The 20226-nt window shown below is 67.8% G+C and carries 19 protein-coding genes; 7 read left to right on the top strand and 12 right to left on the bottom strand.

Features of this window, described 5'->3' with window-relative positions:
* The first annotated feature begins 27 nt into the window (after positions 1–27).
* The gene (locus tag QFZ27_RS31060; RefSeq protein ID WP_429230324.1) at positions 28–3321 is read left to right on the top strand and encodes a beta strand repeat-containing protein; all 3294 of its coding nucleotides are present in this window, start codon (positions 28–30) and stop codon (positions 3319–3321) included.
* Positions 3322–3454: 133 nt separating this feature from the next.
* Positions 3455–4612 (top strand): MFS transporter, encoded by a 1158-nt coding sequence (locus QFZ27_RS31055; RefSeq protein ID WP_429230323.1) that lies wholly within the window; start codon positions 3455–3457, stop codon positions 4610–4612.
* Between the two features lie 7 nt (positions 4613–4619).
* Here QFZ27_RS31055 and QFZ27_RS31050 read toward each other — a convergent pair whose 3' ends face one another.
* Positions 4620–5468, bottom strand: coding sequence for an NmrA family NAD(P)-binding protein (locus QFZ27_RS31050; RefSeq protein ID WP_429230322.1), 849 nt, complete (start codon positions 5466–5468; stop codon positions 4620–4622).
* Between the two features lie 86 nt (positions 5469–5554).
* Here QFZ27_RS31050 and soxR point away from each other — a divergent pair, with 86 nt between their 5' ends.
* Positions 5555–6007: a redox-sensitive transcriptional activator SoxR gene (gene soxR / locus QFZ27_RS31045; RefSeq protein ID WP_429230321.1), complete on the top strand. Its 453-nt coding sequence runs from the start codon at positions 5555–5557 to the stop codon at positions 6005–6007.
* Between the two features lie 6 nt (positions 6008–6013).
* Here the strand turns inward: soxR and QFZ27_RS31040 are convergent, their stop codons facing one another.
* From QFZ27_RS31040 to efeU, 8 genes are all read right to left on the bottom strand, one after another.
* Positions 6014–6787 (bottom strand): ABC transporter permease, encoded by a 774-nt coding sequence (locus tag QFZ27_RS31040; RefSeq protein ID WP_429230320.1) that lies wholly within the window; start codon positions 6785–6787, stop codon positions 6014–6016.
* On the bottom strand, positions 6784–7707 hold the full coding sequence (locus tag QFZ27_RS31035; protein ID WP_429230319.1) for an ABC transporter ATP-binding protein: 924 nt from the start codon (positions 7705–7707) through the stop codon (positions 6784–6786). The genes QFZ27_RS31040 and QFZ27_RS31035 overlap by 4 nt, the downstream gene beginning before the upstream one ends.
* Entirely contained in the window at positions 7704–8861 is a 1158-nt protein-coding gene (locus QFZ27_RS31030) for an ABC transporter permease (protein WP_429230318.1), read from the bottom strand. The genes QFZ27_RS31035 and QFZ27_RS31030 overlap by 4 nt, the downstream gene beginning before the upstream one ends.
* A 246-nt stretch (positions 8862–9107) precedes the next feature.
* On the bottom strand, positions 9108–10037 hold the full coding sequence (osmF, locus tag QFZ27_RS31025) for a glycine betaine ABC transporter substrate-binding protein OsmF (RefSeq protein WP_429230317.1): 930 nt from the start codon (positions 10035–10037) through the stop codon (positions 9108–9110).
* Between the two features lie 428 nt (positions 10038–10465).
* Entirely contained in the window at positions 10466–11290 is an 825-nt protein-coding gene (gene efeO, locus QFZ27_RS31020) for an iron uptake system protein EfeO (RefSeq protein ID WP_429230316.1), read from the bottom strand.
* A gap of 67 nt (positions 11291–11357) precedes the next feature.
* The gene (gene efeB / locus QFZ27_RS31015) at positions 11358–12644 is read right to left on the bottom strand and encodes an iron uptake transporter deferrochelatase/peroxidase subunit (protein WP_429230315.1); all 1287 of its coding nucleotides are present in this window, start codon (positions 12642–12644) and stop codon (positions 11358–11360) included.
* Positions 12645–12658: 14 nt separating this feature from the next.
* Positions 12659–13750, bottom strand: coding sequence for an iron uptake system protein EfeO (gene efeO, locus QFZ27_RS31010; RefSeq protein ID WP_429230314.1), 1092 nt, complete (start codon positions 13748–13750; stop codon positions 12659–12661).
* Between the two features lie 13 nt (positions 13751–13763).
* Complete coding sequence (efeU, locus tag QFZ27_RS31005) at positions 13764–14594, bottom strand: iron uptake transporter permease EfeU (RefSeq protein WP_429230313.1); 831 nt, start codon at positions 14592–14594, stop codon at positions 13764–13766.
* 226 nt (positions 14595–14820) lie between these two features.
* Here efeU and QFZ27_RS31000 point away from each other — a divergent pair, with 226 nt between their 5' ends.
* Positions 14821–15147, top strand: coding sequence for a hypothetical protein (locus QFZ27_RS31000; protein WP_429230312.1), 327 nt, complete (start codon positions 14821–14823; stop codon positions 15145–15147).
* 3 nt (positions 15148–15150) lie between these two features.
* Here QFZ27_RS31000 and QFZ27_RS30995 read toward each other — a convergent pair whose 3' ends face one another.
* The 3 genes from QFZ27_RS30995 to QFZ27_RS30985 all read right to left on the bottom strand — a co-directional run bounded on the left by QFZ27_RS30995 (position 15151) and on the right by QFZ27_RS30985 (position 17627).
* Positions 15151–16833, bottom strand: coding sequence for a SulP family inorganic anion transporter (locus QFZ27_RS30995; protein ID WP_429230311.1), 1683 nt, complete (start codon positions 16831–16833; stop codon positions 15151–15153).
* Between the two features lie 74 nt (positions 16834–16907).
* Entirely contained in the window at positions 16908–17180 is a 273-nt protein-coding gene (locus QFZ27_RS30990; protein WP_026870957.1) for a helix-turn-helix domain-containing protein, read from the bottom strand.
* 201 nt (positions 17181–17381) lie between these two features.
* On the bottom strand, positions 17382–17627 hold the full coding sequence (locus QFZ27_RS30985; RefSeq protein WP_429230310.1) for a hypothetical protein: 246 nt from the start codon (positions 17625–17627) through the stop codon (positions 17382–17384).
* A 305-nt stretch (positions 17628–17932) separates the two neighbouring features.
* Here QFZ27_RS30985 and QFZ27_RS30980 point away from each other — a divergent pair, with 305 nt between their 5' ends.
* From QFZ27_RS30980 to QFZ27_RS30970, 3 genes are read left to right on the top strand one after another with little or no spacing between them, the layout of a single operon-like run.
* Positions 17933–18649 (top strand): amino acid ABC transporter permease, encoded by a 717-nt coding sequence (locus tag QFZ27_RS30980; protein WP_429230309.1) that lies wholly within the window; start codon positions 17933–17935, stop codon positions 18647–18649.
* Positions 18646–19398: an amino acid ABC transporter ATP-binding protein gene (locus QFZ27_RS30975; RefSeq protein WP_429230308.1), complete on the top strand. Its 753-nt coding sequence runs from the start codon at positions 18646–18648 to the stop codon at positions 19396–19398. The genes QFZ27_RS30980 and QFZ27_RS30975 overlap by 4 nt, the downstream gene beginning before the upstream one ends.
* Positions 19399–19424: 26 nt before the next feature.
* A complete protein-coding gene (locus tag QFZ27_RS30970) occupies positions 19425–20216 on the top strand; it encodes a transporter substrate-binding domain-containing protein (RefSeq protein ID WP_429230307.1) in 792 nt (263 codons plus the stop codon).
* The last annotated feature ends 10 nt before the right edge of the window (positions 20217–20226 follow it).

The raw sequence follows: 20226 nt of genomic DNA, 5'->3' as shown, positions 1-20226 counted from the left end.
GCCGGCCGGGGTGAACGATGCGGTTCAATGGGTATGCGCGCTGATTGCCAAAGCACGATCGGGCATCGGCGTGCCGGATTTGAAGGGGGAGAAGATTTCATGCCTGTATTTTGGGGAACGGCGGCGGCCAACGTGATCCTCGGCAGCGCCGGGGCGGACCAGATCTATGGCCAGGCCGGCAACGACACGCTCTATGGCTCGGGCGGCGACGACTTGCTGAACGGAGGCCTGGGCAACGACTTGATGGGGGGAGGGCTCGGCAACGACGTCTACTACGTCGCCGCGGCCGGTGATGCGATCGTGGAGCGCGCGGGCGAAGGCACCGACTCGGTGCTGGCTTGGGTCAGCTATCAGCTCGCCGCCAACGTCGAGGTGCTGATCCTGCAGGGCGCGGCCGCCATCAACGGCACCGGCAACGGACTGAACAACACCATCATCGGCAACGCCGGAAACAACGTCCTCAACGGTGGTGTCGGGAGCGACACGCTGGCCGGGGGTAAGGGGAATGATATCTACGACGTGGACTCGGCCGGCGACCGGGCCCAGGAGGCGGCGAACGAGGGCTATGACCGGGTGCGCTCATCGGTCAGCTTTGCGCTCGGCGCCAATCTTGAGGAGTTGAGCCTGACCGGCACGGCGGCCATCAACGGCACCGGCAATGCGCTGGCCAACACCATCACCGGCAACGCCGGGAACAACCTGCTCAACGGCGCCGCCGGTGACGATCTGCTGGTCGGCGGCAAGGGCAACGACATCTACTATGTCGCCGCAGCCGGTGACCGGGTGGTGGAGCAGGCGGGAGAGGGCCTCGATCAGGTTGTGGCTTGGATCAGCCATCAGCTTGCAGCCAATGTCGAAAATCTCACCTTGGTTGGTACGGCTGATCTGGCCGGCACCGGCAACGCGCTCAAGAACACGATCATCGGCAATGCCGGGAACAACGTGCTTAACGGTGGGGCCGGGAGCGACACGCTGGCCGGGGGCAAGGGCAACGATGTCTACGACGTCGACTCGACTGGTGACCGGGGCCAGGAGGCAGCGAATGAGGGCTATGACCGGGTGCAGGCGTCGGTCAGCTTCACGCTCGGCGCCAATCTCGAAGAATTGACCCTGACCGGTGCTGCTGCCATCGGCTTCGGCAACGCGCTGAGCAACACCATCACCGGCAATGCCGGGGCCAATGTGCTGAGCGGCGAAGGCGGGGACGACGTGCTCCTTGGCGGAGCTGGGGACGATTCCTTATATGGCAATTCAGGACGGGATCGTCTCGATGGAGGGACCGGTGCCAACACTCTGGGCGGCGGGATCGGAGATGACACGTACATCACGGACAACGACTTCTACGAATATAACCCGCGGCAGTTCGACACGCTCGTCGAGCGAGCAGGCGAGGGCATCGATCTCGTCATCGCCTCGCGTTCCTATGCTCTCGGGAGTAATTTTGAGAACTTGATCCTTGCCGGTACGGAAGATAGCGAGGCCTTCGGCAATCAGCTCTCGAACTCCATCACCGGAAACAGTGGAGATAATGTTCTCGACGGCCGCGGAGGCAATGATCGGCTGATAGGGGGCGGTGGCGACGACACCTATGTCGTGGACAGAGCCGGCGACATCGTCATCGAAGACAGCAATGCCGGAATCGATACCGTCCGGTCGCAGTTCGACTATGTGTTGGGCACGAATATCGAGAATCTCGTTTTGGAAATGCCGAGTTCCGATGATCCGGCTCATGGGACCGGCAATGAACTGGACAACAAGATCTGGGGCAGCGACGGAGACGACATCCTCGATGGCCGTGGCGGCAACGACACTCTCAGTGGGGGCGGCGGCCACAATACCTATATCGTCGACTCCGCCGAGGATATTATTGTCCAATGGGCTGATTTCTGGTCATCCGGGACGGTTCTAGCCTCTGTCAGCTATGTCCTGGGCGCCAATGTAAGCGGACTGATCTTGAGTGGGAGCGCAAATCTCAACGGTACCGGAAACGCGATATGGAATCGGATCGAGGGAAACGGCGGTAACAACGTTCTTCGTGGTGAAGGCGGAAGTGACCAGTTGATCGGTGGCTTTGGTCGAGATCAAGTCTATGGAGGTGATGGTGAAGACTACATATATATAGATAAATTGCATATTGTATCTGGGGAGATCTATGATGGAGGGGTCGGTTACGATCGAGTAGAGTTCACTTTCGACTCTATGCTGTCAAACGAATATATCGATATTGTGGATCTGAGGATCGGCGGTGTCGAGTCGATCAAGAGTGGATATCAGATAACCCGGATGACGGTGGCGCAGGTCACCGAATTCTCGCGGATCGAAATGGGTGGCCTGAAGCTTGCTGACAGCGGAGTTCTCGATCTTCGGGCAAATCCAAACGTTACGATCGGACGATTCGTGCTTTCAGACCAGGGCAATACGATCAATCTCACCGGGCGGACATTTGCGAGCACTGTCGACGGAGGCGTTGGCGCAGACACGATTTTTGGCGGAACATACGCCAACTTCATCAACGGAGGAGGTGGCGATGACCATATCGTCAGCGCGGCCGATATGGATTCGATCCTCAACGGCGGAAGTGGCGACGATTACATCGAAGCGGGCCAAGGGAACGACTCGTTTGTCAATGGAAATGACGGCGCGGACGTCATCGATGGCAAAGCCGGCGACGACATGCTGTTCGGGAATGCCGGAGATGATCGCCTCATCGGCGGCGGAGGTAATGACCAGCTTTGGGGTGGTTCCGGCAATGATACCATGCTGGGTGGAGCCGGCGGTGATCTCTATATCGTAGATTCAGCAACGAGTATAATCGTCGAATTGGCGGGGGAGGGCAATGACTTCGTCCAGTCGTCAGTGAGCTACACCCTGAGCGCGGGTGTTGAAAGCATGCGCTTGATGGAAAGCAGCGGGACGATTGACGGCACGGGGAACTCGTTGAACAACACCCTGGACGGCAACAGCGCTGCCAACACCCTGTCCGGAGGGCTGGGCAACGATACTCTGACCGGAGGTGGCGGAAGTGATATCCTGATCGGCGGCGGCGGCGGCGACGTCTTCTGGTTCTATAGGTCGCAGGTGGTCTCGACCGTCTCGGATTTCAGCTCGTCTCAAGGCGACAAGATCGCTCTGGTGAGAAGCGGGTCATTCGGCTACCTGGGCGCGGCAGCCTTCACGGCGGGTGGCCATACAGAGGCGCGGTTTGAAGGCGGGCAACTATTCGTCGACACGGACGGCAACGGGACGGCGGATATCACGATCAAGCTGACCGGAATCACCTCCGCGTCTCAACTGCACGCCTCAGACTTCGTGTTCTCCTGACGGTTCGCGCCAGGCGGAGACCCGCCGGTCTCCGCTCCGCATTTCCCGAATGCTGCATTGCAGCATTCGTATGACGTATCGCGAAGCTAAGCGCGCATCTTAGGGCGACGTCCCGTCACCGGATTCGCCCCTCATGCCGCTGCCACTTTTTGCCCTGGCCGTTGCCGCGTTCGGCATCGGCACCACCGAATTCGTGATCATGGGCCTGCTGCCCGATGTGGCGCGGGACCTCGGCGTCTCGATCCCGGCGGCCGGCATGCTGGTCTCCGGCTATGCCCTCAGCGTCACCATCGGCGCGCCGATCGTCGCCCTGCTGACGGCGAAGCTGCCGCGCAAGACCACGCTGCTCGGGCTGATGGGCGTGTTCATCCTCGGCAACCTGCTCTGCGCGCTGGCGCCCGACTACTGGTCGCTGATGGCGGCGCGGGTGCTGACGGCGCTGTGCCACGGCGCCTTCTTCGGCATCGGCGCCGTCGTCGCCGCCGGCCTCGTGCCGCGGCACCAGCGCTCCCGCGCCATCGCGCTGATGTTCTCCGGCCTCACGCTGGCCAATGTGCTGGGCGTGCCCTTCGGCACCGCGCTCGGCCATGTCGCCGGCTGGCGCGCCACCTTCGGCGCGATCGTGCCGATCGGCATCGCCGCCGCCCTGGCCATCGGCTTCATCCTGCCGCGCGACCGCGAGGCGCCGGCCGGGAACCTGCTGTCCGAATTCTCGGTGCTGCGCAAGCCGCAGGTGCTGCTGGCCATGGCGCTCAGCATACTGTCCTCGGTCAGCCTGTTCTGCGTCTTCACCTACATCACCCCGATCCTCGAGACCGTCTCCGGCCTGACGCCGCAGGGCGTCACCACCGCGCTGCTGCTGTTCGGCGTCGGCATCACCATCGGCAACCTGTTCGGCGGCCGCTTGGCCGACTGGCGGCTGATGCCGGCGGTGATGGCCAGCTTCACCGCGCTCGCCGTGGTCTGCGCCGGTTTCGGCCTGGCCGCGCCCTTCACCATCCCCGCGGTGGCAGCGATGGTGCTGTGGGGTGTGGTCCAGTTCAGCCTCGGCGCGCCGCTGCAGACCCGCGTGGTCGACCAGGCGCATGAGGCGCCGAACCTGGCCTCGACCCTGAACCAGGGCGCCTTCAACCTCGGCAACGCCGCCGGCGCCTGGCTTGGCGGCGCGGCGATCACCGCCGGCATGCCCTATGGCCAGATCCCCTATCTCGGCGCCGCCGTCGCCGTGATCGGCCTCGCCGTCGCGGTGCTGTCCTACACGCTGGACAGGCGCGCCCCGGCTTTGGCCTGACCGGGCGCTACGCCCAGCCCGCCAGCGGCCGGTCCGCGGGCTCCGGCCGGAAGGCCTGGCGGTGCTCGGCCGCCCAGTCGGCGAAGCGGCGCGCCGGCCGGCCGGTGATCTCGCGGACGGTCGGCCGCACGACACGGGCGATCTCGGGCGTGTCCCGGTACCAGCCGGCGAGGGCATCGACCACCTCCGGCGGATAGCCCAGCGCGACCCATTTCGCGCGCGCCTCCACCTCGCTCAGCGCCTCGTAGCGGATGGCCACGCCGGTGGCCTCGGCCAGGATCCGCACCTTGTCCGCCGGGGTCAGCGCCTCGGGCCCGGTCAGCACCAGGGTGCGGCCGGCGAGGCCGTCCTCGGTCAAGGCCCGCGCCGCCACGGCGCCGATATCCGCCTCATGGATCATGGCACAGACGGCCGGGCCGAAGCTGCGCACCACGCCCTCGGCCCGGATCGATCCGGCCCAGTGCAGGGCGTTGGCCATGAACTCGACCGGCACGAACAGGTCGGTCCAGCCCAGGCCGCTCGCCGCCGCCGCCTGCTCCAGCGCGCCGCGCTCCAGGCCGCGGAAGGTGGTCAGCCGCCGCACCCCGGCCGCCCTGGCCCGGGCCAGGATCTTGCCGGCGGCCGGCAGCGGCCCGGCGCCGTCGGCATTGATCAGGTGCAGCGCCGTGGCGCCGTCCAGGGCCCCCGCCAGGCTGTCGGGCCGGCCGAGATCGCCGGCCACCACCTCCACCCCCGCCGGCAAGGCCGCCTTAACCGGATCGCGGGTCAGGGCCCGCACCCGCCGGCCCATCCGCAGCAGCTCCTCCGCCACCTGCCGGCCCACCGTGCCGGTCGCGCCTGTCACCAGGATCGTCATCGTCCGCTCCGTCTCTCCATCGGCTCGACTCAGGCTACAAGTTGAAGTTAACTTGAGATCAAGAGCCGGTGACGATGAGAAAGGCGATGGACGGAGTCCTGACGATCAACCAGGTGGCGCGGCGCAGCGGCGTCGCCGCTTCGGCGCTGCGCTACTATGAGGAGCGCGGGCTGATCCGGTCCGAGCGTGCCGGCTCCGGCCATCGCCGCTTCCCCCGGGCGGTGCTGCGGCGCATCGCCTTCATCGTCTTCGCCCAGCGCCTCGGCATGTCGCTGGAGGAGGTGAAGGCGGAGCTGGACAAACTGCCGACTGACCACATCCCGACCGGCGAGGACTGGTCGCGCCTGTCCGGCGGCTGGACCCGGCGGATCGACGAGCGGATCGCGGAGCTGGAGCGGCTGAAATCCGGGCTGGCCGGCTGCATAGGCTGCGGCTGCCTGTCGCTGTCCACCTGCGGCTTCGTCAACCCGGCCGATCGGGCCGCCCGCCTCGGGCCGGGGCCGAGGGTCTGGATCGGCGACAACAAGCCTCGAAGCTGAGGCGTCTCAGGGTCTCTTCCAGCGCTGCAGCAGCTCGGTCACGCGGCCGAGGGCGAGATCGGCCAGCACCGCCAGCGTGCCCACCACCAGCGCGCCCTGGATGACATAGGCCAGGTTGTTGCCGTTCAGCCCGACGATGATGGGCGTGCCCAGGGTGCGGGCGCCGACGGTCGAGGCGATCGCCGCGGTGCCGATGTTGATCGCGACCGAGGTGCGGATCCCGGCCAGGATCACCGGCGCCGCCAGCGGCAGCTCGACCGACCACAGCCGCCGCGCCGGCCCCATGCCCATGCCTTCCGCCGCGTCGCGCGCCGCCGGCGGCACCTGCTCCAGCCCGGCGATGGTGTTCTCGACGATCGGCAGCAGGCCGTACAGCGACAGGGCGATCAGCGCCGGCCAGGCGCCGAAGCCGATCAGCGGCACGGCGATCGCCAGCACCGCAACCGGCGGGAAGGTCTGGCCCATCGCCGTCACCGTCTCGACCAGGCCGCGGAACTCGGCGCCGGACCGGCGGGTGACGAAGATGCCGGCGGCGACGCCGATCACGATCGCGATCAGGCTGGACGCCCCGACCAGCAGCACATGGGCCAGCACCAGGCCCGGGAAGCTGTCGGCCTCGTAGAAGGGCCGCTCCAGCTGCGGGAACCAGGCGGCGAAGATCGGCTTGGTCAGCGGCAGGCCGAAGACCAACGCGGCGAAGCCGGCGGCCAGCCACAGCAGCGGGTCGCGCCATGGCTGCCAGCCCGGGCGACCGGAGGCATCCGCGGCGGTGACGCTCACGCCCGCACCAGATCGTCGAGATACAGGGCGCCCAGCGGCTTGCCGTCCGCCGCCGCCACCGGGGCGCTGTCGGCATGGCGCGCCACCAGGATCGACAGGGCGGTGCGCAGCGAGGCCTCGGCCGGGATCGGCGCGCCCTCGGCTGCCTCGCCGGGCCGCACCCGGTCCGCCGCGGTCTCGGTCGCCAGCAGCTTCAGCCCCAGATCGTCGCGGCCGATGAAGTCGCGCACGAAATCGTTCGCCGGTGACGTGAGGATCTCGCGCGGGCTGCCCAGCTGCACCAGCCGACCATGATCCAGAATGGCGATCTGGGTGGCCAGGCGCAGCGCCTCGTCCATGTCATGGGTGACGAAGACGATGGTCTTGCCGGTCTCGCGGTGGATCCGCGCCATCTCGCCCTGCAGCGCGTCGCGGGTGATGGGGTCGAGCGCGCCGAAGGGCTCGTCCATCAGCAGCACCTCGGGGTCGGCCGCCAGCGCCCGGGCGACGCCGACCCGCTGCTGCTGCCCGCCGGACAACTGGTGCGGATACTTCTCGGCGAAGCGCGGGTCCAGCTGCAGCAGCGCCAGCAGCTCGCGCACCCGGTCGTCGATCTTCGGCTGCGGCCAGCCCAGCAGCGCCGGCACCGCGGCGATGTTGCGGGCCACGGTCCAGTGCGGGAACAGGCCGATCGACTGGATGGCATAGCCCATGCGCCGGCGCAGCGCCTCGACCGGGATCGCCGCCACATCCTCGCCGCCGACCTTGAGCGTGCCTTCGGTGTGCGGGATCAGCCGGTTGATCATGCGCAGGCTGGTCGACTTGCCGGAGCCGGAGGAGCCGATCAGGGCGCAGAAAGCGCCCTTCGGGATGCTCAGGGTCAGGTCGTCGACCGCCCTGACGCCGTCGAAGACCTTGCTGACATGCTCGAACTCGATCATGCGGCTCTCCTCGCCGAAGAGGGCAGGGCGTCGACCAGGATGCGGAACAGGGCGTCGACCGCCACCGCCATCAGGATGATCGGCAGGGCGCCCAGCAGCACCAGGTCGAGGGCGTTGGCGAACAGGCCCTGGAACATCACGGCGCCGAGCCCACCGGCGCCGATCAGCGCCGCCACCGCGGCCAGGCCGATCGCCTGGATCAGGGTGATGCGCAGGCCGGACAGGAATACCGGCAGGGCCAGCGGCACCTCGACCTTGCGGAAGATCTGGCGTCTGGTCATGCCGATGCCGCGGGCGGCGTCGATCACCCCGGCCTCGACCTGATCCAGCCCGGCGGCGGTGTTGCGGGCGATCGGCAGCAGCGAATAGAGGGTGAGCGCGATCACCGCCGGGGTGAGGCCGATGCCGCTGACGCCAAGCCAGGGCAGGGCCGCGGAGAGGGCCGAGAGCGGCGCGATCAGCAGGCCGAACAGCGCGATCGAGGGCACCGTCTGGATGATGCCGAGGACCGAGAAGATCGGCCCGCGCGCGGCGGCGGAGCGGTGCGCGGTGATGCCGAGCGGCACGCCGATCAGCAGCGTCGGCACCAGCGCCAGCCCGACCAGCAGCAGGTGGCGCAGCACCTGCGGGCCGAACACGCCATGCTGCTGGGCGTATTCCTTCATCAGCGACAGCTGGTCGACCGCGCCGCCGGCGATCAGCGCCGCGACCGGCACCGCCAGCAGCAGCGCCGCGCCCAGCCGGGCTAGCGGGCCGAGCTGCAGCCGGCGCGTAGCGTCGGCCGCGGCCAGCAGGGCGGCCAGGGCCAGCACCCAGAAGCCGGCGCCGAGCGAGGTGCGGGCCGAGGGCCGGGCGCCGACGGCCAGCACCTCGGCCTGCATTCCCGCCAGCCAGACCAGGCCGACGGCGATGCCGATGCCGGCCACCAGCTGCACCGCCAGCGCCCAGCGCCGGGCCGGCGCGAAGGCGCCGGCCAGCAGCAGGACGGCCGCCGCGACCGGCAGTGCCGCCCAGGGGCCGGCGAGGTCGAGCGCGCCGATCGGCTTGCCGGACAGCAGCCGGTTCGGCGCATGGGTCAGGATCGGCAGCGCCAGCACCCCGGCCAGCGCCACCAGCCCCAGCACCAGCAGCACGCGGTTGCGGATCAGGGGCATGGCGGGCGAGCCACGAAGGACGGTTCTCGCTCGAACGGAGCCCTGGAGAGTCCCCCCTCCCCCCGCGGGAGGGGGCTAGGGGGAGGGGGTTTTCTCCGTCCGAGCCGGCTCCCGACGCCAGCGAACTGCGACCGTATCAGGCAAGCCGTACGCGCGCGGACGCGCGCAAACCCCTCCCCCTGCCCCCCTCCCGCAAGGGGAGGGGGGACAAGAAAGGAAGCTGTCGAGAGGGGAGGCATCGTCGCCTTACTTCACGAACCCCTTCGCCTTCAGGTACTCGGCCGCGACCGCCTGCGGGTCCTCGCCGTCGACCGCGATCTTGCCGTTCAGCTCCTGCAGGGTCTTGAGGTCGAGCGAGGCGAAGACCGGGGCCAGCGCGTCCTTGATCTTCGGGTATTTGGCCAACGTGTCGGCACGGATCGTCGCCGCCGGCTCATAGACGATCTGGGCGCCCTTGCTGTCGTCCAGCACCACCAGCCCGACCGAGGAGATGGCGCCGTCGGTGCCGTAGACCATGGCGGTGTTGACGCCGGAGGTCTGCTCCGCCGCGGCGCGGATGGTGGCCGCGGTGTCGCCCCCGGCCAGGGTGACGATCTGGTCCTGGTTCAGCTTGAAGCCGTAGGTCGACTGGAAGGACGGCAGGGCCGCCGGGCTCTCGACGAACTCGGCCGAGGCCGCCAGCTTGACCTCGCCGCCGTCCTTCACCCATTTGGCGAAATCCTCCAGCGTCTTCAGCTTGTTGCTGTCCGCCACCTCCTGCCGCACCGCCAGCGCCCAGGTGTTGTTGGCGGGCGCCGGAGTCAGCCAGACGATCTTGTTCTGGGCCTCGTCCAGCTGCTTGACCTTGTCGTAGCCGGCCTGCGCGTTCTTCCAGGCCGGGTCGGTATCGATGTTGAAGAAGAAGGCGCCGTTGCCGGTGTATTCCGGATAGACGTCGATCTCGCCGGCCAGCAAGGCGCTGCGCACGATCTTGGTGGTGCCCAGCTGCAGCTTGCTCTCGGTCGGGATGCCGTTGGCGTTCAGCACCTGCAGGATGATGCTGCCCAGCAGGCTGCCTTCGGTGTCGACCTTGGAGCCGACGCGGACCGCATCGGCGGCCATGGCGGCGGAGGCGGCCAGCAGGCCGGCGCCGAGCGCGGCCACGGCCAGGATGCGCTTGAATGGGGACGGAGTCATGGGCGCTGCCTTCTCTGTTCAAGCCGAGCGGAACGGCGGTGTCCCTTCACCGAATACGTTCGCCGGCTCGCTTGTTCCGGTTGCAGGCAGGCAGCTTAATTGACGCCTCGTAAACGTCAATTCGATAAGAAAAATCTTAAGAAATTTGTAGAAAATGGAGGTAAAGAGACCCCCAAAACTGTCATGCCCGGGCTTGACCCGGGCATCCAGAGTCTGTCGAGGCCCTCTGGGTTGCCGGGTCAAGCCCGGCAATGACAGACAGGGAAGGGCCGGAGAGCGGCTGCAGAGACCGTTTGAGAATGCGCTGGCATGAGTCGACTGGTGATGGTTTCGAGAACCGGCGCGCAGCGGACGTTATAGTCCGTGAGCACCGGAAGCGCAGAAACCGTCATCAGACGGCCATGCCAGTAGCATTATCAGGCGGTCTCTCAGCTCAGGCCCAGCGTGCCGCGCAACTGGGACAGGTCCTCGGCCAGCGTCGTGATGGGGCCTTTGAGCGCGTTGCGGTCGGCTTCGGTCAGCTTGTCGTAGGTCTCGAAGCCGCCATCCGGGGTCTTGTACTTGGCCAGGATGCCGTCGACCGTCTTGAAGTTCGCGTCGACCTTGGTCAGCAGGGCCGGGTCGCTCTTCTCCAGGATCGGGCGCAGCAGGTCGACGATCTTCTTGGCGCCATCGACATTGGCCTGGAAGTCCCAAAGGTCGGTGTGGCTGTAGCGGTCCTCCTCGCCGGAGATCTTGGTGGCCGCGACCTCCTCGATCAGCGCCGCGGCACCGCCCACCACCTTGTCCGGCGGGGTGGTCAGCTCCTTGATCCGGCCCTGCAGGTCGATCACGTCGGCCAGAAGCTTATCGGCGAAAGGCGCCAGGCCTTCGGTCGACTGCTTGGCGAACAGCCCGTATTCGATGCGGTGGAAGCCGGTGAACTCCGGATCCTCCTCGTTCTTCGCATGGTCGTCGGCGCGCGAGTCGATGCTGCCGTCGAGGTCGCTGAACAGCTCGGCGAGAGGTTCGATCCGCTCGTAATAGACCCGGGCCGGGGCATACAGCGCCTGTGCCTTCTTCAGGTCGCCGGCCTTCACCGCCTCGGTGAACTGGCGGGTGTGCTCGACGAACTGATCGACCTCGCCGATGACCCAGGTCTTGTACTTGGCGATCGGCTCGACCAGCTCAAGCGGCGAGGGCGGGGCCGCCATCGCCCCGGACGCGATCAGCAGCGCGGCCGCGCTCAGGCTGAGAGTCAGAATGCGTTTCATAATCAATCCCCTCCTACAGATAGGACCGGATGACGGTGGTCGTCCGGTGCTCAGGGCCCTTCCGGCCCTAGGTCGATACGGATTGCAGCAGCCCTTGGCCCAGATAGCCGTCCTTGTCCGGCACCCCGGGAAGGGCGAAGAAATAGCCGCCGCCGGTCGGCTTGATGTACTCCTCCAGCGGCTCGCCGTTCAGCCGGTTCTGCACCGCGATGAAGCCGGCGTTCAGGCTCGCCTGGAAGCAGATGAACAGCAGGCCCATGTCGAGCTGCCCCGACCTGGTGACCCCGCGCGAATAGTTGAACGGCCGGCGCAGGACCAGGCTGTTCGCAGTCTCGCGGGTGCGCGGATTGGCCAGGCGGATATGGGCATCGAGCGGCATGGTCTTGCCCTCGGGATCGCCCGAATAGTCCGGCACGTCGAACTCGTCCTTCAGGCCCAGGGCGGCGCCGGACGCCTTCTCGCGGCCGATGATCGCCTCCTGCTCGCCCAGCGGAGTGCGGTCCCAGCGTTCGACGAAGTTGCGGACGATCCGCACCACCTGATAGGTGCCACCCATTGTCCAGGCCGGCTCCCCGGTCCCCGGCTGGATCCAGACGATCCGGTCCATCGCTGCGGCGTCGGCCGGGTTCGGGTTGGCGGTGCCGTCCTTGAAGCCCAACAGGTTGCGCGCCGTCTCCTTGCGGCCCGTCCTGGTGGCGGCCGGCAGGAACCCGTCCAGCTTCCAGCGCAGCGCCAGCAGGTCCGGCGTCGCCTTCAGGACCGCGCGCAGGGCGTGGATGTTGGCCTCCGGCGTGTTGGACGAGAATTGCAGCAGCAGGTCGCCGTGGCAGTATTCCGGGTCCAGCGCATCGTTCGGGAAGCGGGTCATGGTCACCAGCTCCCGCGGCTTCGCCTCGGCCAGGCCGAAGCGCTGGTCGAACAGCGAGGCGCCGACGGCGGCGGTGACGGTCAGGTTGTCCGGCACGATCACCGGGCCCAGAACGCCGGAATCGGCCGGCGGGAATTTCGGGTCCAGCTCCGGCGGGGCGCCGCCGCCCATCAGGAAGGCGATGCGCTCGGTCAGGGTGCGGAACAGCCGCTCCAGGTCAGGGCGCGAGGTCGCCAGCACGTCGAAGGAAGCGACCAGTCCGGCGGCGGGCGAGGGGGTGACGATCCCGGCCTGGTGCACGCCATGGAATGGCTGCACCTGCTGCGCCGCTTCGGCATCGCGGCCGGGCGGCTGCTTCACCGACTGGGCGACGGCCGGGGCCGCGGCCAGGGCGCCAAGCGCGGCGCCGCCGCCGGCCAGGCCGCGCAGGACACTGCGCCGGCTGGCGATGGTCGGGTCGGGGATCTTGCCCTGTTCGTCGGTCATGGCGTTCGGTCCGGTCAGTCCAGCCCCAAGGCGGTGCGCAGCTTCGGCAGGTCGTCGGCCAGGGCCGTCACCGGGGGCTGCAGCCCGGTCCGGTCGTCGCGGGTCAGCGCCAGCCCGGCCGCGGTCAGGTTGCTGTCGACCCGGTCGCTCAGCGCCTTGTCGGCCTTCTGGCTCAGCGGGCGCAGCAGCCCGACGATGCGGGCCGCGCCCTCGAGATCGGCCTTGGCGGCGGCGGGGTCGAGGCCAGGGTCGGCGGCCAGGCGGGCGATCACGGTGGCGGCGCCGCCGGCCATCTTCTCCGGCGGGATCGATAGATCGGCGATCCGGGCCTGCAGCGCCTGCACATCGGCCGCCAGCTTGTCGGCGACCGGGCCTAGCCCGTCGGTCGTGCCTCCGGTGAACAGGCCGTATTGCAGGCGGCGGAAGCCGGTGAAGCCCGGATCCTGCTCCTTCTTCTCGAAATAATCGGCGCGGGCGTCCAGCGCCGTGTCGAGATCGGCGAACAGGTCGGCGATCGGCTTGATCCGCTGATAGTGGATCCAGGCCGGGGCCAGCAGGTCGCGCGATTTCGCCAGATCGCCCGCCTTGATCGCGGCGACCAGCGGCGGCGTCGCATCGGCCAGAGCCTTGGCCTCGCTGGTGACGTAGACCTTGTACTCGGCGATCGGCCCGATCAGCTGGATCAGAGAGGGCTGCAGCGCCTGCGCCGGGGCGTTCTTGGCCGCGGTCACCGTCAGGGTGCCGCGCGGATTGCTCAACAGGCCGCAGGTAATCTGGTAGGCGCCCGGCTCCAGCTTGGCGGTCAGGCTCTGGGTGAAGCCGGGGGCGATGTTCTCGCGCTCCTCCACCACCATCACGCCCTGCAGGATCTCCCATTCCAGGGCGCGGTCGCTGGCATTCTTGACCTGGAAGGTGACGCGGCCGGCCTCGACCGTCAGGTCGTTCGGCTCGCAGCTCTTGGCGGTGATGGTCACGGCGTTGCCGCCCGCGGCCACCTTGGGCACGCCGGCGCGATGCATGTAGGCGTAGACGCCCAGGCCGACGACGGCGACGGCCAGCAGGGCGACGACGCCGATGCCGATCCGGGTGGTGCGCTGCAGGGACATTCTGGCTCCAGGCTCAGGCATTCGATCGCGCTTCCTGCGCGACCCGGCCGCCGCTCAGGAACAGAGGCAGCGTCACAATGAGGAAGAGGATGTAGACGGCGACCTCGCCGACCGTCGGCGTGTCCTGGTAGCCGAAGATGCCGGCCAGCACCGAGCCGAGCGGCCCGTCGATCGGCAGGACATGGCTGAGGTCGAAGGCGATCTCCTGCAGCCCGTTCCACAGCCCGGCCTCGTGCAGCGCCCGCAGCGACCCGGCCAGCAGGCCGGCGGCGACAACCAGGATGAACAGCCCGGTCCAGCGGAAGAAGCGCTTCAGGTTCAGCCGGACGCCGAACCAGAAGATGGCGAAGCCGACCGCGACCGCGACCAGCACCCCGGCCAGGGCACCGATCGGCGCCTCCAGTCCGACATCCTGCTGGAAGGTGGCCAGCAGGAAGAACACCGATTCCAGCCCCTCGCGGGCGACCGCGAAGAAGGCCATTCCGATCAGCGCCAGGCCCTTGGCATCAGGGCCGTCCAGCGCGGCGTCGACCGAATGCTGCAGCTGCGCCTTGATCGAGCGCGCGGCCTTGCGCATCCAGAACACCATCGAGGTCAGGATCCCGACGGCGACAAGGCCGACCAGCGCCTCGAACAGCTCCTGCTCGCGCTGCGGGAACTCGGCGCTGACCAGGTCCAGCACAATGCCGGCGGCGATCGACAGCAGCACGGCGACGGCGATGCCGATCCAGACCAGCGGCATCCATTGCGACCGCCCGGTCTGGCGCAGATAGCCGGCGATGATGCCGACGATCAGGGCGGCCTCGATGCCCTCGCGCATCATGATCAGGAACGGTACAAGCATCCCGACATCATCCCGAACCCGCCGCCCGCGGCGGCCCACATGCTCACGGACAATTGCGAGCAAGAATGCGTATCTCTCGCAATTCTTCTGCTCCGATCGCCCGGCGTTGTCGAGGCCGCTTCGCTGCGGAATTGGTTAAATTTGTCGTAATGCGGCGCCGCCGCCCGCCTCCGCTCTGGAACTGGCGATGCGCAGCGGCTGTTGGGGGAGCAGAAAGGAGCCCGCCATGCCCGAGACCGGATCGAACAAATCTTTCGAGACTGGAGCCCCCAAATCCGCCGCCGACGCCGCCGCGCAGGTGTCAGGATCGAAGTCGACGCGCGCCGCCGCTGAACTGGATGCGGCGACGACCGAGACCGAGGCTGCTCGCCGAGACCTGGAGGCTGATCTCCGCGCCTTGCGTGAGGACGTCGCCCGCCTCGGCGAGACCGTGGCATCGATGGCCCAGGCCCGGGCGAGCGCGCTCGACGAGGCGGTGCACCGCAACCCCTGGTCGGCCGTGGTCGCCGCGGTCTGCGTCGGCTTCTGCCTGGGCCTCAAGGCGCGGCTGTAGCCTTCAGGCAGCGCTCGACGCTGTCCGTCGGGCCGCCGCCAGCGCATCGGCCGGGTCCGATTTGAACCGGACCAGCGGTCGCCGCACACCATGGGCCAGCAGCGCCCGCAGGACCGGCCGGCGGGCGCCGGCGATATAGATCACAGTGCCCTGGCGCCGGGCCTTGCGGGCGAAGCCCTCGATCGTGGCGGCGGCGGTTGAATCGATCACCGGCACCGCCGAGAAATCGACGACATAGGCCTTCGGGTGCTCGCCGATCCGGTCCAGCGCCGCCGCGACACCTGCGGCAGCGCCGAAGAAGAAGGCACCGGAGATTTTGTAGACGACGACGTCGCGGTCGGTGGCCAGCGTGGAATCATAGGGCACACGGCCGTCGCCGTTGCCGGTGTCGGGCCGATCGACCTGCACCGCCTGCGCCATGCGGTGCAGGAACAGCAGGACGCCGAGGCCGAAGCCGACGAGAATGCCCTCGGTCAGGTCCCGGAACACCACCAGGCCGAAGGTCGCCAGCAGCACCACGGCGTCGCCGACCGAGGCGCGGATCAGGGTGCCGAACTGGTGCTTCTCGGCCATGGTCCAGGCCACCACCGCCAGCACGCCGGCCAGGGCCGAGAGCGGGATGTAGGCGGCCAGCGGCGCCGCCGCCATCATGAACAGCAGCAGAAAGACCGAGTGCAGCATGCCCGAGACCGGGCCGTGCGCGCCGGCGCGGACATTGGTGGCGGTGCGCGCGATCGTGCCGGTGACGCAGATGCCGCCGAACAGGGATGAGGCGATGTTGGCCAGCCCCTGGGCCACCAGCTCGCAGTTCGAACGGTGGCGCCGCCCGCTCATGCTGTCGGCGACCACGGCAGACAGCAGGCTCTCGATGCCGCCGAGCAGGGTAAAGGACAGGGCCGCCGGCAGCACCGCCTGAATCCGCGCCCATGACAGGTCGGGCAGGTGCGGCGCGGGCAGGGAGGAGGGGACGCCGCCGAAGCGGCTGCCGATGGTCTCGACCGGCAACTGCAGCAGGACGGTCAGGATCGAGGCCAGTGCGACGGCGATCAGGTAGGACGGCCAGTGCGGTCGTAGCCGCCGCACCAGCAGGATGGTAGCGACCGACAGTGCCGCAACGGCTATGGCGGCGCCGCTGGCCGTCGGCAGCGCTCGGCCCAGCGCCTCCAGCTTCGGGATGAAAGGCCCCGGCTCCGGCCCGTCCAGCGACAGGCCCAGTAGGTCCTTCAGCTGGCTGGCGAAGATGATCGTGGCGATGCCGGCGGTGAAGCCGACGGTCACCGGGTAGGGGATGTATTTGATGAAGGTGCCCAGCCGCAGGAGGCCGATCGCCGCCAGCATCAGCCCGGACAGGAAGGTCGCCAGCAGCAGCCCGTCGACGCCGTGCGTGGCAACTGTCGCCGCCACCAGCACGATGAAGGCGCCGGCCGGCCCGCCGATCTGGAACCGGCTGCCGCCCAGCGCCGAGACGATGAAGCCGCCGATGATCGAGGCATAGAGGCCGCGGTCCGGGGTGACGCCCGAAGCGATGGCGATCGCCATCGACAGCGGCAGCGCCACGATCGCGACGGTCAGCCCGGCCACCACATCGGCCTTGAGGTCGGCGAGGCCGTAGCGCTCGCGCAGGACGGTCACGAGCTTGGGCGTGAACAGCTCGATGAAGGACGGATCATGACTGCGAGCCACCATAAGCCTCGACGCTCCCATCACCGCAGGGGCGGCGGGATCGTCGGATCGGCCGGCGGTCGCCGTCGCTGAATGCGTCAGCCGGCCCCGCCCTCCGGTGTCCGCGGGGTCTTGAACCGCACCCCGCGGCCGCCTTCGCGACTGACCGCATGATCGCCGATCAGCTCGACCCCGGCCCGGTCGAACGCCTCGACCACCTTAGTCAGCGTGTCGACCACACCGCGGACGTTGCCCTCGCTGGCCTCCATACGCTGGATCGTCGGCAGCGACACCCCGGACAGCTCGGCGAGCTGCCGCTGGTCGATGCCGAGCAAAGCGCGGGCGGCGCGCATCTGGGCGGCGGTGATCATGCAGTTTCCTCTGACAGGGATAACGTATCATGCGGCAGAAATGATGTACAGAACATCAGTATGGATGCTTTTGAACTGCATCTTAACGTTTGAATCACGCTGCTTCTCATGGCGGCCGGCGAGGCGAGCATCCGACCATGCTTCCCGGCCAGGGGGAAGGGCCGGGTCGACCAAGCCCGGATCGCGGCTGCGCGGCAGGGATCAGGGCTGCCCCGGCGTCCGCCTTTGCTCCCAGCGGATCTCATCCACCTGTGTCTGGATGTGGTCGAGCTGCTTCCCGATCATCGCCGTGCGATCGAGAAGCTTGGCGACCGCGGCGAGGATGAGCGCAAGGACGAGCGACTGGATCCCGGCCTCGGGCCCGGCGCCCGAGCTGCCCAGGATGGCCGCGATGATGGCGAGCACGCCGATCACCGCCAGCAGCCCGGCGATGATCTTCAGCAGCATGGACATGATCCCCTCCCGATGCCCCGTCGATCGGAGGCTAGCGTCTCGCATCGACCGGGCGCCAGGGGCGGGCGATGCGGGAACGGGCCTATTATTAGCTAAGGATATTTGTGAAAACTAAACATGCACATTTGATGGTTGCCTATAAGCGGGCGTATCACCACGTTCCACGCTCGCCGCCCAACCCGCTCTCGGGGCAAGGCCCCGGCCCGAACAAGCAGGTTGACGGATCCCGTGCAGACCACATCCTTCCAGGCCAACCGCCGCCCTGACGGGGTGCGCGGCACCCAGCGCGCGGGGACCGCATGACCTCGATCTTCGACTTCGACTACTTCCTGTCGGCCTTCCCGCTGATCCTGCCCTATCTGCCGGTGACGCTGCTGATCGCCTTCAGCGCCATGGCCTTCGGCCTGGTCATCGGCACCGGCGCCGCGCTGATCCGGATCTACCGGATCCCGGTGCTGCGGCAACTGGCGACGCTGTACATCTCCTTCATCCGCGGCACGCCACTGCTGGTGCAGATCTACCTCGCCTATTACGGCATCCCGAAGCTGCTGCAATATGTGAACGCCCAGATCGGCACGGACATCGACGCCAACCGGGTGCCGGCGCTGGTCTTCGTCATCTTCAGCTGCGCCGTCAATGTCGGCGCCTACCTGTCGGAGGCGATCCGCTCGGCCCTGCTGTCGATCGACCGCGGCCAGGCCGAGGCCGCCTATTCGATCGGCATGACCCCGTTCCAGGCGATGCGCCGGATCATCCTGCCCCAGGCGCTGGCCGTGGCGTTGCCCAATCTCGGGAACAGCTTCATCAGCCTGATCAAGGACACCTCGCTGGCCTTCCTGATCGCGGTGGTCGACATCATGGCGGCGGCCAAGATCATCGGCGGCCGGTCGCTGCGCTTCTTCGAGCTCTATCTGGCCGTCGCGGTGATCTACTGGGTGATCTGTATCCTGGTCGAGATCGGCATGCGGCGCTGGGAGGCCTATCTGACGCGCGGCCGGCGGGATATCTCGGCATGATCTCGATCCGCGACGTCCGCAAATCGTTCAAGGGCCAGGTCGTGGTCGACGGCATCGGCCTCGATGTCGGCCAGGGCGGCATCGTCTCGATCCTCGGCCCCTCCGGCTCCGGCAAATCGACCTTCCTGCGCTGCCTGAACCGGCTGGAGACGCCGGAGGACGGCACCATCGACATCGACGGCGACCGCTACGACCTGCCGCGGCTGGACCGGCGCCGGCTGCAGTCGCTGCGCATGCGCATCGGCATGGTGTTCCAGAACTACAACCTGTTCCGCCACAGGACCGCGATCGAGAACATCCTCGAGGGCCTGCTGGTGGTGAAGCGCCTGCCCCGGCGCGAGGCTCGGGAGATCGCCGAGCATCACCTCGCGCTGATGGGGCTGGCCGACAAGGCGGGTGCCTATCCGTCCTCGCTGTCCGGCGGGCAGCAGCAGCGCGTCGCGATCGCCCGCACTTTGGCGATGGCGCCAGAGCTGATCCTGTTCGACGAGCCGACCAGCGCGCTCGACCCCGAGCACACCGGCGAGGTGCTGGAGGCGATCCGCAAGGCGGCGGGGCAGGGCATCCCGATGATCATCGTCACCCACGAGATGGGCTTCGCCCGCGAGATCTCGAGCCAGGTGCTGTTCATCGACAGCGGCCGCGTGATCGAGCAGGGCGACCCGAAATCGCTGTTCGGCAACCCGCAGCAGCAGCGGACCCGAGACTTCCTCAAGAACTATCTGCGGTCCTTCAGCTTCGACATCTGAGGGGCCGGCCAATCATGGAGAGAGCGATGCGACGGATTCTGGCCAAGGGCGCCGCGCTGGTCGCGGGCCTGGTGGCACTGGCCCTGGCGATGACCCCGGCGGTTGCGCAGGAGACGGTTCGGGTGGGGACCGAGGGCACCTACGCCCCCTTCACCTACCAGGACGACAGCGGCAAGCTGACCGGCTACGACGTCGAGGTGCTGCGCCTGGTCGAGACCAAGGTGGCGGACCTGAAGTTCGAGTTCGTGCCGCAGCCCTGGGACAGCATGTTCCTGGGCCTGGAGGCCGGCAAATACGACGTCGTCGCCAACGAGATCTCGAAGACGCCGGAGCGCGAGGCCAAGTTCCTGTTCTCCGACGTCGCCTATTTCCACAGCGGCTCGGCCATCATCGTCAAGAAGGGCGTCACCGGCATCCATAGCCTGGACGACCTGAAGGGCAAGGTGGTGGGCGCCGGCACGGGCAGCGAGCACACCAAGCTGGTCGAGGATTATCTCGCCGCCCATCCGGGCGCGTTCGAGATCCGCTACTACGACGGCAACGTCACGCCGGTGCTGCTGGACATCGCCGAGGGCCGGATCGATGCGCATATCAACGACCCGATCGTGGCCAAGGAGCATGCCGACAAGCTGGGCCTGGCGGTCGAGGTAACCGGCGACCTGCTGGCCAAGGTCCCGTCCTATTTCGTGTTCCGCAAGGACGCCAAGGGCGAGGCGCTGAAGGCCAAGGTGGACGCCGCCCTGACTGGGCTGAAGGCCGACGGCTCGCTGTCCAAGCTGTCGCAGCAGTGGTTCGGCCAGGACTACACACAGGATTGAGGAGGGAAGG

Source organism: Inquilinus ginsengisoli (genome assembly GCF_050434925.1).
GTDB lineage: Bacteria > Pseudomonadota > Alphaproteobacteria > DSM-16000 > Inquilinaceae > Inquilinus > Inquilinus ginsengisoli_B.
This window is presented reverse-complemented; position numbering and strand designations above follow the sequence as displayed.